Genomic DNA, 14,773 nt, shown 5'->3' with positions numbered 1-14,773 from the left:
ATAGCTTAGAGCTGGGAGGATCGGGGTCATGGGAGGATCGGGGTCAGATACCGTCTTGAATAGCAAGCCCGTTCGCTAAATAATTGGGATCGAAGGGCTTGCCAGTACGGACCACTCCGTAAATCAGATGTGTCATTTTGTGCATCACGGCCCCGATTACAGCTTTTTTTGCCATACCGGTGGCCAATAGTCGCTCAGCAAAGCGACGTAGTAGCGGGTTGTGTCGACATGCTACTAAGCTAGGCATATAAAGCGCCGCCCGCATAGACATGCTTCCAACTCGGCTAATCATGGTTCGACCTTTGATGGAGGTGCCGGAGCTGCGTTGTTTCGGGGTTACGCCGAGAAATGCGGCGAATGCCTTGGCGCTGTCAAATCTCCGGATGTCACCCAACTGGCCTAAGATCCTCGCCACCGTAGTGCTGCCGATACCTGGGATGCTCGTGATGAGCTCGGCATCATGCTTGAGGCCGGGATGTCGATCGATGTGATCATCGATGTCACCCTCCAATTTTTTGATCTCAGCGCTTAGCCAGGCGATGTGTTGCTTCACATGGTCGGCGACGTCGCTCATACCGGTGAAGGTGTTCGCTTCAAGCCGGTTTTCTTCCTGTTGGCGAATATCCTTTAATGCTTGTACTCGCATCGACCAAGCCCGCAACTGGCGCTGTTCCAGCGGTGGCGGCACCCAAGGCGCGGGCTTCATGGCAGCGCAATAGCGCGCAATGAGTCCGGCATCGGCAGTATCGTTCTTGTTGCGGATATTCTCACTATGGCCGAAGCCTTTGATGCAGGCCGGATTGACCACGCTAACGCTCATTGCTGCGTCATGCAGCGCCAATGCCACCGGTTCATAGTAAATCCCAGTGGCCTCCATGCAGACATGCAGCGTTTCTTTAGCGACTTTCGCCTTGCTTAACCACTCCAGGAGTAATTTGTATCCCTCGGCCGAATTATCCACCACCTTGGCCTTGGTCTTGCCGTTGACCAGCAAGGCAATATCGAGCTTCTTCTTGCTCACATCGATACCAACAACTGCGCACACCGTTTCCATTTTGACCTTTCTCGTATGCGGGCTTACGCGCCAGGCGATGGCCCAAGATACCGTTCGGACTTATAAAATGAAACGGGCAGAGGCACCTATCTGACCCACGTGCTCAACCGCACTCAGTCTAATCGGCATCACTCTGCCCGACCGCTTCGACATCCTGATTATCCAATGGCGATGCGGTAGGTTCAATATACGAGGTCTTGCAATGACATATGCCATGTTCTAGCATGATTGGATTATGTCCAGACCTTTAAGATTAGAACTTGCTGGTGGCGTCTATCATGTTACTTCGCGTGGCGACAGGCGCGAAGATATCTATGTCGACGATCAGGATCGATTACTGTGGCTGGGGATATTAGGGCAAGTCTGCAGGCGCTTCAACTGGACTTGTCATGCCTGGTGCCAAATGTCCAACCATTACCACATCGTAGTGGAGACGGCGGAAGCAAATTTGTCGCAAGGCATGCGCCAACTTAACGGTGTTTACAGGATCGGGGTCAGGTCTTGCAGTGACATATTTCATGTTCTAACATGATTGGACTATGTCCAGACCTTTAAGAATAGAACTTGCTGGTGGTGTCTATCATGTTACTTCGCGTGGCGACAGGCGCGAAGATATCTATATCGATGATCAAGATCGATTACTGTGGCTGGAGATATTGGGACAAGTCTGCAGGCGCTTCAACTGGACTTGTCATGCCTGGTGCCAGATGTCCAACCATTACCACATCGTAGTGGAGACGGCGGAAGCAAATTTGTCGCAAGGCATGCGCCAACTTAACGGTGTTTACAGGATCGGGGTCAGGTCTTGCAGTGACATATTTCATGTTCTAACATGATTGGACTATGTCCAGACCTTTAAGAATAGAACTTGCTGGTGGTGTCTATCATGTTACTTCGCGTGGCGACAGGCGCGAAGATATCTATATCGATGATCAAGATCGATTACTGTGGCTGGAGATATTGGGACAAGTCTGCAGGCGCTTCAACTGGACTTGTCATGCCTGGTGCCAGATGTCCAACCATTACCACATCGTAGTGGAGACGGCGGAAGCAAATTTGTCGCAAGGCATGCGCCAACTTAATGGTGTTTATACTCAAAGCTTCAACCGCCGGCATGGCAGAGTAGGTCATGTTTTCCAAGGGCGTTACAAAGCCATCCTGATCGAAAAAGACAGTTATTTGCTTGAGTTGTCACGCTATGTAGTACTCAATCCCGTGCGGGCACGTATGGTTAAAGATGTCGGCAAATGGCGTTGGAGCTCTTATGCGGCGATGCTTGGAGTGGAGGATCCTCCCGGGTGGTTGCAGACGGATTGGATACTGGGACAGTTCAGTCGTCAGCGAAAAAGAGCGGTCGTCAAATATATCGATTTTGTCAGAGCTGGCATCGGCCTACCCGAGATTTGGGAAAACTTGCGTGGGCAAATCTATCTTGGCAGCGACGCATTCCTACTGCGCATGCAGGATTTGTCGGACCAGGAAATTACAGAAATCCCGCGTACTCAACGCCATCCCACAGCACAGCCACTATCAAGCTACCGTGAACAGTACGATGAGCCTCGGCTGGCGATGGCGGTGGCGTTTGCTACCGGAAATTACACTTTGCGGGAGATTGCCGAGTATTTTGGCGTACATTATTCGACCGTGAGCAGAGCGATAAAGAAGGTCGAAAGAAATGACAGCGATACATAGGGCAGGACGAATTTACGTTTGATTTTTTAATTTGGTATTGCGGCAATGTGCCATTGCAAGACCTTGCCTCGCCCCCGTACTAACCCGACTTTCCGACTTTCCTTTTTCGGCAGCTATCGCCTGGCTTGCTTGGAGCAGTCGCACTATCCGTTACCACTGATCGTCCTCCAGAATGGTTCGCATTCTTGGTTTCACCCAAATTGAATGAGTTAAACATAACAGGCCGAAAGTTATCAGGCTTTGCTGGCAATTAGCCGAAAATTTCTTTTCCGTATGTCAATATTAAATAATACAATAAGTTACAATAAATATTATTAAGACGAAAATTACAAGAAAATCGCTTTATAAATCAAAGCCACAGAAGACAGATATTTCTATGGCGGCATTACTTGGGTTGAGGGATATTTCTCGTGGTTTTTCTTGCAGTTTTTTCGATACACTGAGTTACTTTTTTAATGTCAATATGTCATATATATTTGGTAATTGAATGTTGCCAATTTGTATTGGTACGAGCTGATTCAGTTCGAGCAATGTGGGCTTGCATCAATGGGTAGATGGGTTAGTCATAAAAAAAATGGGGAAAAAAGGGATATGGGATATTGCAGTTTAAAAGGGGTTTTGCCGGCGATCTGCTGTTCGATCATACTTGCAGGTTGCGGCGGAGGGGGCGACAGTGGGGGAGGATCATCGACACCACCGGTAACGACACCGCCGGTAACGACACCACCGGTAACGACACCACCGGTAACGACACCGCCGGTAACGACACCACCGGTAACGACACCGCCGGTAACGACACCACCGGTAACGACACCACCGGTAACGACACCACCGGTAACGGCAATTCCGGATCCTGCCAGCTACACAAAATTGATAGACATGCCGGTGGGGCCGATTGCCAAAGTCCAAAACGTTTTGATAGCAGCGGATTCCAATGGAAATGAACTCAACAGAATCAGCAATCATGTATCTGGCGACATCGCGTTCCGATTGCTGGCTAAAACCCAAAATAAGGGCGGTTATGTATCGCAGCTCGGTATTGCCGGACACAATATAACAAGTCGACTAACTACTAATTTCGAGGAAAGCGTCATACCGCTGTCGAGCATATCGCAAAAAATATCTGGCAAAAGTTATGATCTTTCCGTCAGCCCGGATAGTTGGGGTCAGCGACGTGGGGAGCCGCGAGAAGTCTTGCTGATTACACCTGCTGATGGCGATGGATATGTGGGGATGGGTATCTGGAGACTAGCGGTAGGTCAGGAAATGAGTTTTTTTGGTGTCCAAGTTGTTGCAAATAGTTTTGCCTTTGGCAGCGAAACCGTTGGGCAAGGTCTTAATCAAATTCGATCAGGCGACTATGCTGGCATGACTGCTGGATTTCCTATGACGAAAGGAGATAGCGTATTTTTTCCTTTCAGTCCTATCTTGGCGGGAGCTATCAAATGGACTGTTGACGTCGAATCCCACAAGGTGCGAGCAAGTATTCCGGGTATGGTAGCCAAATCAATGCCTTCTTTTATTGACACCTGGAACGATATCGACTCAGGCACGTCGGCCTCAATAGCCTCGTGCGAGGCCACCATCGATATTGCTAATAATACGTTTTCTTGTGATTTGACGTCGACCAGCAAAAACGACATAAGGGGAAAATTGAGCGGTCGATTCTATGGCCCAAACGGCGAGGAAATGGGTGGTGTGCTGAATTACTACTATGTATCGGTGTTGGGACAGGAGGAGCGCGGTGTAACAGCAGGCTTTTCTCTTAAGCTCCAATAAGTTTCGTGCCGAGCCGGAGGGAGTGATTACATGTCCTCCCTTCCATGCCTTTGCATTCTTGACGGTGCTGCTGCGTTTTCGGTGCAAAATGTTTGGCCAGAGCGCCGCCTAGCCGACTCTCCGTATGGGCGCGGATCGGGGGGCGATACAGTCTTGAATGGTGTTGCCTGTCATGTACCGACCCACCCGCGCGGTGAGCCGGTTGCCCTTTACTACAAATTATTTTTTGTGCTCAACCCGGCGATGGTGTTTCTTCACGACTTTGCCGTGATGCTTGACAGGTTCTTGCTTGTAGGTTTCAACCCTGCGGTCATTGCGTGCATCGGGATGGCCGGCCAGCGGGTCGCCTGAGTTCTGGGCTTGCGCGAACGGTGTCAGCGCGAGGAGGAGAGCGGCGATGCCAAATAGCTTTTTCATATTTATTCCTTCCGGTGATTGGGTTTCACAATCCCTTTTGCAGCGGGATGTCTTATAAACGCCGCGGAAGATATTCGGTTGACAACGGCTGCGCTATTCCCACGTAACTTCGTGTAACATCCAGCGAACCTCTTTCTAGCGGAGCCTCGAATGAAAAAACGCCAGTTTCTGTCGACTGCCGCCGGTTCGCTGGCCGGCGCCCTGGGAATATCCGCCGTACCGGCTTATGCGGCAGCCGCCGCCAAAAGCGCTGCACAAACGGCCGCACCGGCGGTGCTGACGATTGCCGGCGCCATCGAGCGCAGTAACCGCGGCCCGGTCGATCCGGTGGTCGACCAGATGATGCACAAGCAGAATGTGCAGTTCACCCGCGCGTTTGCCTTCGACCTGGCCGCGCTGGCCAAGCTGCCTGCCGTCACCATCAATCCGACCATCGAATACGACAGCAAACCGCACCAGTTGCGCGGTCCGCGCCTGGCCGATGTGCTGGATGCACTGGGAGCCAGCAAGGCGCCGGAGACGCAGATCGTGTTTCACTCGGTCGACGGCTACATGCCGCAGCTGAGTTTTGCCCAGTTGCGGCAATACGGCTACATCCTGGCGACGCATATCGACGGCAAGCCGATGGCGATCGGCGGCTTTGGTCCCATCTTCGCAATCTACGACGCCGACCGTATCGCCGAACAGGCGCAAAAGCCGCTGAACCAGCGTTTCGCTCTTTGTCCATGGGGCTTGTACTGCATAGAAGTGGTCAGCGGGAAATGAAACCCGTATCTGGCTAAATAGTCCATGCTCGGAATGCTGGTTTCCAGTCGTTTTTCGGACATTCGTCAAGAGTATCCGGCGCAACTCCATTCAAAATATTTATTTTGCTAAGGCTTTAAAAACTGGTTACTATTTTGCAATGTGTTTCGCACGACAATATCCGGCTGCTTTAATCGGATGCAGGCAGTGCGAGCTGCAGGGAGCGTCACTGTACATAAGAATAAAACAGGCAAGGGATGCCGGTGAAGTCGTATTTTTCATGCGACCTTCTTCATAAAACATACCCAGTAATCGAGAATGAGCAGCGGCCGGTATTTTCCAGCTAGTTGCTGGCGCAGCCATGTCTGTCGTTGTCATACATAAAAATAATATCGCTGTTTTTTTAACGCAAAGGGGAGGGTTTCAATATGCATTGTTTTCGTGCCGTACTTCTGTCTTTATCCGCAGCTGTCCTGACGACCGGGTGTTCGCTCATGGCGCCGCAATATTCCGCATCGATTGATAACGTACAAAAGCTGAAGGATGCCGGCAATTACACGGCAAAAGTTGGGGATTTCGCTTCCAGCAAGGATAAAGGAAACGTTAACCCCATATCGCTGCGCGGAAGCATGCTGAGCTCTCCTTACGAAAGTTCTTATTCGAAGTACCTGGCGGAAGCTCTTAAGCAAGAGCTTTCCTTGGCCAACAAATTTGCGCCGAATGCCGATGTAGAAGTGTCAGGCACCTTAATGAAAAATGATATCGACGCTTCCGGCTTCAGCACCGGTTCCGGAGAAATAGAAGCGCGCTTCATTGTGAAAAAAAGCGGACAAATTCTATACGATCAAGTGAAATCCGTTCGCCAGGAATGGCCTTCGTCTTTTGCCGGTGCTGTCGCCATTCCGCGCGCGATTCAGGAGTATTCGAATCTTGTGCAGAAATTGCTGACGTCGCTATATGCAGACAATGCTTTCCTTGATGCGTTGAAATAAGTCCGATGCGCCTGAGCACAACCAAACCAACTAAAAAAATGCAAATCACAAAACTACTCAGCGTCGCCGCCATTACCTTCGTTTTAGTCGGATGCGCCCATCCTCTGACCATCAATCCCGATGTGAGCAAGATAGGACTCAGCACAACCGATCAGCCCATCAAGAAAAACGTTGCGTATTACATCCCCGATACGATGCGCAGCAAAGAAGTGACTACGCCAGGCGGAGGAGGAGACAAGGTAACTTACAGCCCTTACCGGGATATCGAAGTGGGATTTTACAAGATGTTGTCGAATACGTTTTCCAGCGTCACCAAGCTGAGCACCAAAAACGACAAGGACGCGATCGAAAAAAACAAGATCGATTACGTTATTACGCCTGATTTGCTCACCAACTCGTCTTCCTCAAGTGCGCTGACCTGGCCGCCTACCCAGTTCAGTGTTGATATGACTTGCGACATAAATGATGCCAGCGGCAATTTGCTTTTCTCGAAAAAGGTGGCGGGGGAAGGGCATGCTGAATATGACGAATTCAAAAAGGATTTTTCGCTGGCAGGCAAACGCGCCACCGAAGATGTGCTCGTGAAGATGCAGCGCACTTTGCTGGATACCCAGGAACTGCGCCAATAAGGCTGGCGACAGGGACGTCGCAAAATAGACGGTGAGAGCCAAGGCTACTCACCGCTGAACAATTCTCCCTGCGTCAGCTCTAGGGATTTATCGCTGGCGTCTTTCCTGGATAAGGCGGTCGCCCGCACGCCCAGCAGCCTCAAACGCTTGTCCAGCATGACGCGACGCAGGCATTCTCCCGCTGCCTGCCGGATCGCGGTCGCATCGTCCGTAGCATCGGGTATGGTCAGGTCCCGAGTGACGATACGGAAGTCGGAGAAGCGCAATTTGATCCCCACCGTGCGGGTGACATAGCCTTTTCTTTGCAGGTCTCCTGCCAGCCTTACGCACAGGTCCGTGAATATGGGCGTGAGCGTGTCGCGGTCCAGCTTGGCGTGCAGGTCCCGCTCGAAAGTCGTTTCGCGGCTGATCGATTTGGTTTCCGAACTGGTGACGACAGGGCGGTCGTCCAGGCCGTGGGAGGCGCGCATCAGCCATTCGCTATACGTCCGGCCGAAATTTTCCTGGAGGACGGCCGGATCGGTGGTTGCCAGTTCGCCGATGGTGTTGACGCCGAGCGCGGTCAGTTTTTCCGCCGCCTTGGGGCCGATGCCGTTGATTTTCCTTGCCGCCAGCGGCCAGATGCGTGACGGGATATCGGCTTCGGTGATCACGGTCAGGCCATTCGGTTTTTCCAGCTCGGAGCTGATCTTGGCCAGCAGCTTGTTTGGCGCGATGCCGATCGAACATGACAATCCGGTAGCCTCGCGTACGGCGTCCTTGATGCGTTGCGCAATCACCCGGATGTCGTCCGGATGCTGGCTCAAGTCCATATAAAAGGCGTATGGCGATAATATAGATGGGTCTTAGGTTGCATGACTGACCGAAAATGCCCTGTATTAAAGGAAATGGCCATTATTGGCAGGTTAGTTAGTTTACATTTTGATTAAGTAATGTAATTTAATATCCAGATTTTGCGCAAATATGGCTATTTTCTTACATTTTCAAACAATGGTAGTTTTGATCGAGCACTCCATGCTTAAAGTGTATTAGCTCAGACTTGACCAGACACGAGCTGTCAGATGAGTTAGAGTTTCATCCGCCCGCCAACGGCCAATTGCCTCCGGTCGAGCATCCCCTGTTGACCGGCCGCTTCAGACTGGTTGCGGTCAATGGGCTTAGATGGAATGTCAAACGGTGTATGCAAAATGCGTTCTGCATCTATATTGGAATGAGCGGCTGCTTAGGTGAGTAGACTTGCCGTTTGCGGGATTTTATCAACGAGCGGCTGGTTTCCAGAAGCCTGACAGACGGCTCACGACCCGGAACGGCCAGTTAGCCAGACTCATTAACGTCTGCAACGCAGCGGTTGCGGACATTGATTTTCCATAACGCTGTTACTAGTGTCGACGGTATTGGCCGTCCTCAGATGCAATTCTGAGCGGCGGTCCCACTTCGCATAGCCGTCGTTCGGCGATTCAAACGACAAATACTTTGGAGTTACTTTCTTGAATGGCCGGTTTATCAATTTTGAGAGACCGGACCCGACCCTTAAGAGACATTCAGCGTTGCTAAAAGCGGACATTGCCAGAGGAATTATTGGCACCCATTCTTCTTATTGCTCACGTATCGATGAATGCCGCAGTGAGGGCACTTACGACCTAACGTGGTGATGAACCACTTATTCATGTAGAAGAAGCCATTGCAACGAGGGCAGCGGAAGAATGCAACGCGTAGCCCCGCCACGGCAAAGGCTAGCAACCATGCGAAAGCGACTGTTATTAGTGGACCTTCGGCGGTCGTTACGAACGACAGTATCCAGGCAATACTTGCCACACCGGGTAGGAACCCCAACCAGAGCCCAACGACGAGCCATTCTCGACGACGTAGTTCTTTCCAAGCTGCTGCGTCGGGTTCTAATTGAGACATAGTTCAACAGTTAATTTACGTTCATCCTGCCATGGATAAAATGGAATAGCGAGCTGAAGTTCCGTTATTGGCCGGTTACCGACTATCGCGATGAATATTTGCCTGTAAAGGCTAAGGCGAACCATATTTCAGATCTGCAGTTGCATCCATGTCGAAAAAATTCGTAACCGTTCGACGAAATCATCCTGGTCGCCACCCAACATTTGCTCCCCGAAAAGGAAATAGGTAATCTGAGGCCTCATTTCTGGGTATGTCACTAGAAAATGATCGACATGATCCTCGAGTGATTCGGGCCACGATAGCGCCTCTACGGAACGAAGTACGTTGGTTGAGCGAATAAGTTTCCTTGATGCCGCTCTCTTGAGACGTTCGATCAAAAGGACGTTCTTCTCAGCTTCTATGCGTTGCGCGTAAGCAGCTAACACATCAGCAAAATCCCCATTCACCGCTCTCGCAATTAGTCTGGATGGCCGAAATAGAGCGAATTGATTCGCAAGATCATTACCGTAGACGCATCGGCAATGATGTTTTAACCAGAAACCCCATTTGTAGAGATTTTCAGGAGCATTGACGTCCGCGAGACACCCAATATCGAAGTCAATCTTTGTAACTTCGGAATGTCGACTTTCTAATGCAAGGCGTACAGACTCAATAGCTTGGGACTCTTGTAAAGTAGGCTCGCGAATCAAAATTAACGTGACGTCCAAGTCTGATTTTCCAGCTTTAGCATCACCCCTCGCGACGCTGCCGTATAAGTACACGCTGTCAATCAACGGTCCCAAGCAATCAAGCAGCATTTCGCACAGATTATCAACCGCCGTTTGGAAGGCGGGCTGGATTGGTCTACACGATATGGCACGGATGAATCCATCGGTATCTACGCCTTTTGATTCAACCAAATCTGTCCTCCCAGTCTACAAATTGTCTGGCATCACGCGATATCTCAAGCTCTTTTGAAAGTCTGCTATTGGCCGGCTGCTGCCTAACGCATTAACAGGGATAATTATTTCCGGTACTCTGCCGCTTGGTGTTCAGTAACGCCCAATTGTTGGTCGGCAAATAAGGTCGATTCTGCATCAGAAATCATGAAATTGGGGCGCGTAGTCAACCCGGTTAGTTGGATGTGCCCATTCAATTCGAGTGAGCCAGACCTAGTTGGAATTTCGTTGGCTAGTTTTCCGGTAAATGGCGGCTCGTGAAGTTGGCTGTCGCTGTCCCAAAGCTCATTAATTCTACTAAAGACCTCTTTGGATACCTCTATCCACGCACCGATGTTATAAGGGGTAGACCGAGCCACAACTTTTATCGGCAATAAGCCTCGCACAAAAAAACGATGCGAATCGTCGTCTTCGCCCCATATTGCGCAGAGGTCTTCAGTCTCTTTACAGAACTTTTCTCTGTCAATCGCCGAAAGTGCTGCAATCGCATCCGGGCGCTTGAAGGCGAGTTCTATTTCATCAGGCGAATGCAGTTCACCACAGACTGAACAGGCGACAAGTTCCAACATGTAAATCCCTTCGGGTAGAAAATCTCTTAAACGCGGTATATCGAGTGAAACGACTGCTTATGGCCGGTATGGCACGTTGGTCTAGCATTTTGCGTCAACGTCGCCCTCTCCTGGAACTTTTGATGACCAAGTATCCAACTCCCCATTGCAATGCATCCTCAAATGGCGATTGCGAACGGAGAATTCCCATAATAAATCATTGTCTTCGGCGTCAGCTGCGGGCCATACGAGCAGGTGGCCGCCGAGGTCGAATTCGAATACTGTTCCTGCTGGTTGCTCTCCCAGTCGAACTCGCGTCAAGCATTGCGACTGCAATCGCTGCGCGAATCGGCTAAAATCCTCACGAGATTGACCCGCATGAAACTGCTCTTGTCCATTCTCACAATATACCCATTGCCCCAACTCGAAAAATAGTTGGAAATCTCCACGAACACTTACACGGCGGCGCCTGCCACGTTCGGAGTCGCTTTCCAGATTTCCGTCACGAACGACAATAGTGGGTTGCCCAAACCTAAGAGTTAGCCAACACGTGAACTCGGTACTCGATTCCCAGCAAGGCAAACCATAGACTTGCCCAAAATACTCATCCAGCAATTTCAACTTGCCTGTCGCCATAAACACCTAAATTGAGTGCAAAAAAATGGACAGCGTGGGCGGTTTTTTCCCCAAACTGGATATTGGTCTTGAAGGACCGCTATTGGCCGATTGTACGCATTCGGCATCAATCCAAAAAGCGGCCATCAGGGGATTCATTCCGCGAGATAACATCCTGGCATAGACAAAGTAACACAATCAGACTTCGACCAACCACGAAGGAGTCCGACATGGAATCAACTCACACTCGGGAACCCTGGAACAAAGGCAAGCTGATCGGGCAAAAGCCGCCACTCAAGCCAAAGGATATCTGGGCAATCCGAATCCACCTTCAAAACAGCCAGCAAATTCGAGACCTGGCGATGTTCAACCTTGCAATCGACAGCAAGTTGCGCGGCTGTGATCTCGTCAATCTAAGTGTTCGCGATGTTATGCACGGCAATCAGATTTTAAACCGGACGATGGTCGTGCAGCGGAAGACCCAACGGCCAGTGCAATTTGAATTGACGGAACCAACCAGAACCGCGGTCGCAGCTTGGATAAATAAGGCGAACCTGATGCCGTCGCAGTACCTATTTTCAAGCCGTCTCACGAAGTCGCCCCATGTTTCAACGCGGCAGTATGCCCGGATCGTGCATCAGTGGATTTCAGCCATCGGCCTCGATTCAACAATCTATGGCACGCACACCATGCGGCGAACCAAAGCGACATTGATCTACAGGCGGACAAAAAATCTACGTGCCGTCCAGCTTTTGCTTGGCCACACGAAACTGGAAAGCACGGTTCGTTACCTGGGTATCGAAGTAGATGACGCTCTGGAAATTTCCGAACAGACCGAAATATAGCAAGAGCCGTCTATGCCGGTCATGCTGGCGTCGTTTCGCGCGAAGCCGTATGGCCGCTTTCTGCCATAATGCTGAACGCGTACAATCGGCCAATAGCTGCCTCTCACTTACATAGGAAAGATTGGCTATGGAACATCTCGTTATCTACTTTAGGCATGGAATGCGCGACATCATTCCGTACTCTGAGTTCATCTCCAAGTATCGCATTTCGATGGTTGAATGTGGAATAGGAGAGTACCTCGGCGATGATATGGCGATTGATGGCGGTGATGCCGAAGGCATCTTTGCTGGTCCATCTTCGAAGGAGCTATTTGCGTTCATTAAGCAAGACCTGTGCGCTTTGTCGTTTATGAAGGGAGCAAAAGTCACTTTAGTTTTCGGCGAGCTCGAAGAAGACAATCCAAAAGAGGAATTTTTTATCTGATGATGCGATATGAGGCCGCGTTCGGCCAGCAACGGTCTTTCGTTTTTACTTCCTATTTGATATTTCTTTGTTAATTTTTGTGTGGCAAGATTAACCTATTTTTGACCTCAACAAACTATGCAAATCTTTGCTCGGCTTCGTTCATGGTGGGCAGCGCGTGAGCCAAATCCCTTATGGTCCGGCGCAATAATGGAGGCGGGGGGAGCACGGCGCTGTTCGCCACAGGAGTTAGCAGCATTCAAGTGGCTAGAACCCTGGAGCTCGATCGATGATGCAACTGCGTCATTCAGTGATACGTTTGTGCAGCAGCTCAGACGCGAGATTCGTCGTGGCCATCAACTATACGATCTTCCAGTTCGCCTCATTGGCAGAGGTAATGGCGATAATGCTCTCTTTGAAATCCAGGACGGCACCGGAAGAGTCGCCGTCGTGCATTTGGTTTGGCAGGGGCGTCAAAAATTACCTTGGCCAGATACGAGAATTTATACCAGTCTGGCATCGTGGCAGGAAAAGTGCATGATTCCAGAGAACAGAGAGTGGAAAGATGAATAGTGTTCAAAAGAATTTTGAATCGAGCAGCAAGTTTCTCAGTCTAGTACTTCGTCACAAACCTGAAGAAATCGGTCTAGCTCTTGATAGTGAAGGCTGGGCGTTGATTGATGAATTAATCAAGTTGGCAAATGCTACTGGTCAAAACTTTGATCGACAAACAATTGAGATGATCGTTTCCACCAGCGATAAGCAACGTTTTGCATTGAGTCAAGATGGCCAGCGAATTCGAGCCAATCAAGGGCATTCTGTAAACGTTTCGCTAGGCTTAAAACCCGTGATTCCTCCAGATACGCTTTACCACGGCACGGCAAGTCGTTTTCTATCGTCAATCCATCTGGACGGTTTGCATTCCGCACAGCGCCAGCATGTACATTTATCGAGCAACGCAGAGGTCGCAGAACTTGTGGGGGCGCGTCATGGCGTGCCAGTTGTACTGATCATAGATGCAAAAGCAATGAGCGGACATGGACATTTATTTTATCTATCTCAGAACGGTGTTTGGCTCACTGAAACAGTCCCGGCCAACTATATCCGCGACCCATTGGAATGAGCAACAACCACTTTCCTCTTGCTCTCCGCAGGTCTTTTAGGTCGATATGAATCGATTCCGAATTTCTTAATAATTTTGGCAAAACGTGGAGAAAGTATTCTTCCGCTGCCGGCCAGGAGCGGCCGGTCACGAATTTATCCGAAAGCGGTCAGCCGAATACGTGAGGGGATACAGCTTCAGGTAGATGTCTCTGCGGCAAATCTTGGATTTGCTAAAAAGCTTTGTGCTGGCATACGCCAATTATTTTTAGCCACTGTTAAAGTGAAACGCAATCCGATGACACACAAAGAATTTCGAAACAAATCGTTTATGATTTTTCTGCTAATAGGGCCATTAATTCCGGCAGCGATGTTGGGTTTTTTTGCATTTCCGCCATTGCTTTTTTTCGCTTACATCGTAGGTGCGCCAGTAGCCGGGCCAGCTTGGCTTTTGTATTACTTGATGTATTTAGCCTTTGTTCCGATTGCAGCGAAAATTTCTGGATTTCACACGTTTTATTACTACGGCGGCGGAATTCTAATAAGTATTTTGACTGGTGCTCTAAGTGGATACCTGCCGATAACCATCTATCGTTGTTGGTCATTGGGCTATGCCCAGCAAGAGGGGTTCGCTTGTTTAGCGAGAGCTCCTGAAAGCTTGTTGCTGACATTTGCGCTGCCAGGAGCACTATGTGGCTTTGTCTCTTCAACGTGGGCTACCCTTTCAGGCCCGCCAATTGACTAGCAACTTTGCATTTGCTGGGGCATTACATCCTTGCATCGGCTCATTAATAAATATTCTTAATAGCCTTTAAGGTTCGTTGTCGGCCAAACTAGGATACCTAGGGAGTCTCATATACGCCGTTCAAATCGGTATTGAAGGTCTGCTCCAGGTGGAACTGGCCGCTGTGGGTCGGAATTGACCTGTTGCGGCTGGCTCAAAACGGCCAGAAGCGGCCGCTCAAAAATGGAATCAAATATGCGATTTAAATTAGAGTATGTGTCGACTGGTAGTGCTCCGTACGTATTGGCACGTCAAATGGACGGTGGCAGTTTCACGATAGGTCTCGATTCGCGTCTTGGTGGTGCCCGTATTAAGATGAGTCTT

15 protein-coding genes and 1 pseudogene are annotated in these 14,773 nt (G+C 49.9%); 11 read left to right on the top strand and 5 right to left on the bottom strand.

The genetic code is table 11. The annotated features are described in order from the left end of the window. Positions 1-43: 43 nt before the first annotated feature. Entirely contained in the window at positions 44-1,054 is a 1,011-nt protein-coding gene (locus tag CFter6_RS13370; protein WP_061540351.1) for an IS110 family RNA-guided transposase, read from the bottom strand. A 235-nt stretch (positions 1,055-1,289) separates the two neighbouring features. Between CFter6_RS13370 and CFter6_RS25130 the strand changes: the two genes are divergently transcribed. The 4 genes from CFter6_RS25130 (at position 1,290) to CFter6_RS13360 (ending at position 4,525) form a co-directional block, all read left to right on the top strand. Further along, the gene (locus CFter6_RS25130; RefSeq protein ID WP_082814770.1) at positions 1,290-1,586 is read left to right on the top strand and encodes a transposase; all 297 of its coding nucleotides are present in this window, start codon (positions 1,290-1,292) and stop codon (positions 1,584-1,586) included. Positions 1,587-1,593: 7 nt separating this feature from the next. Further along, complete coding sequence (locus tag CFter6_RS25125; RefSeq protein WP_205631393.1) at positions 1,594-1,890, top strand: transposase; 297 nt, start codon at positions 1,594-1,596, stop codon at positions 1,888-1,890. A 7-nt stretch (positions 1,891-1,897) separates the two neighbouring features. Beyond that, on the top strand, positions 1,898-2,746 hold the full coding sequence (locus tag CFter6_RS13365) for a transposase (protein WP_061540350.1): 849 nt from the start codon (positions 1,898-1,900) through the stop codon (positions 2,744-2,746). 483 nt (positions 2,747-3,229) lie between these two features. After that, on the top strand, positions 3,230-4,525 hold the full coding sequence (locus tag CFter6_RS13360) for a transferrin-binding protein-like solute binding protein (RefSeq protein ID WP_150118756.1): 1,296 nt from the start codon (positions 3,230-3,232) through the stop codon (positions 4,523-4,525). Positions 4,526-4,744: 219 nt separating this feature from the next. Here the strand turns inward: CFter6_RS13360 and CFter6_RS13355 are convergent, their stop codons facing one another. Next, a complete protein-coding gene (locus CFter6_RS13355; RefSeq protein WP_061540348.1) occupies positions 4,745-4,942 on the bottom strand; it encodes a hypothetical protein in 198 nt (65 codons plus the stop codon). A 150-nt stretch (positions 4,943-5,092) separates the two neighbouring features. On the opposite strand from CFter6_RS13355, the gene CFter6_RS13350 reads away from it, so the two are divergent. The 3 genes from CFter6_RS13350 to CFter6_RS13340 all read left to right on the top strand — a co-directional run bounded on the left by CFter6_RS13350 (position 5,093) and on the right by CFter6_RS13340 (position 7,307). Continuing rightward, on the top strand, positions 5,093-5,707 hold the full coding sequence (locus CFter6_RS13350; RefSeq protein WP_061540347.1) for a putative pterin-binding protein: 615 nt from the start codon (positions 5,093-5,095) through the stop codon (positions 5,705-5,707). A 473-nt stretch (positions 5,708-6,180) separates the two neighbouring features. Then, a complete protein-coding gene (locus tag CFter6_RS13345; RefSeq protein ID WP_236904260.1) occupies positions 6,181-6,678 on the top strand; it encodes a hypothetical protein in 498 nt (165 codons plus the stop codon). Between the two features lie 5 nt (positions 6,679-6,683). Then, positions 6,684-7,307, top strand: a complete 624-nt coding sequence (locus CFter6_RS13340; RefSeq protein WP_061540345.1) for a hypothetical protein — start codon at positions 6,684-6,686, stop codon at positions 7,305-7,307. Between the two features lie 44 nt (positions 7,308-7,351). Here the strand turns inward: CFter6_RS13340 and CFter6_RS13335 are convergent. The 3 genes and pseudogenes from CFter6_RS13335 to CFter6_RS13325 form a co-directional block, all read right to left on the bottom strand. After that, positions 7,352-8,122, bottom strand: a pseudogene (locus CFter6_RS13335) (Y-family DNA polymerase); the annotation flags it as partial. 1,221 nt (positions 8,123-9,343) lie between these two features. Beyond that, positions 9,344-10,114: a nucleotidyltransferase domain-containing protein gene (locus CFter6_RS13330; protein ID WP_061540344.1), complete on the bottom strand. Its 771-nt coding sequence runs from the start codon at positions 10,112-10,114 to the stop codon at positions 9,344-9,346. 104 nt (positions 10,115-10,218) lie between these two features. After that, positions 10,219-10,722, bottom strand: a complete 504-nt coding sequence (locus CFter6_RS13325) for a DUF2199 domain-containing protein (protein ID WP_061540343.1) — start codon at positions 10,720-10,722, stop codon at positions 10,219-10,221. 824 nt (positions 10,723-11,546) lie between these two features. On the opposite strand from CFter6_RS13325, the gene CFter6_RS13320 reads away from it, so the two are divergent. The 4 genes from CFter6_RS13320 to CFter6_RS25680 all read left to right on the top strand — a co-directional run bounded on the left by CFter6_RS13320 (position 11,547) and on the right by CFter6_RS25680 (position 14,410). After that, on the top strand, positions 11,547-12,161 hold the full coding sequence (locus tag CFter6_RS13320) for a tyrosine-type recombinase/integrase (RefSeq protein ID WP_061540342.1): 615 nt from the start codon (positions 11,547-11,549) through the stop codon (positions 12,159-12,161). A 127-nt stretch (positions 12,162-12,288) separates the two neighbouring features. Continuing rightward, complete coding sequence (locus CFter6_RS13315) at positions 12,289-12,585, top strand: hypothetical protein (protein WP_061540341.1); 297 nt, start codon at positions 12,289-12,291, stop codon at positions 12,583-12,585. Between the two features lie 544 nt (positions 12,586-13,129). Further along, complete coding sequence (locus tag CFter6_RS25120; protein WP_082814768.1) at positions 13,130-13,687, top strand: RNA 2'-phosphotransferase; 558 nt, start codon at positions 13,130-13,132, stop codon at positions 13,685-13,687. Between the two features lie 18 nt (positions 13,688-13,705). Beyond that, positions 13,706-14,410, top strand: a complete 705-nt coding sequence (locus CFter6_RS25680; protein ID WP_150118755.1) for a hypothetical protein — start codon at positions 13,706-13,708, stop codon at positions 14,408-14,410. The last annotated feature ends 363 nt before the right edge of the window (positions 14,411-14,773 follow it).

The sequence above is a fragment of the Collimonas fungivorans genome (assembly GCF_001584145.1).
GTDB lineage: Bacteria > Pseudomonadota > Gammaproteobacteria > Burkholderiales > Burkholderiaceae_D > Collimonas > Collimonas fungivorans.
Note: the sequence above shows the minus strand (reverse complement) of the source record. Positions and strands in the feature narration are given on the sequence as shown.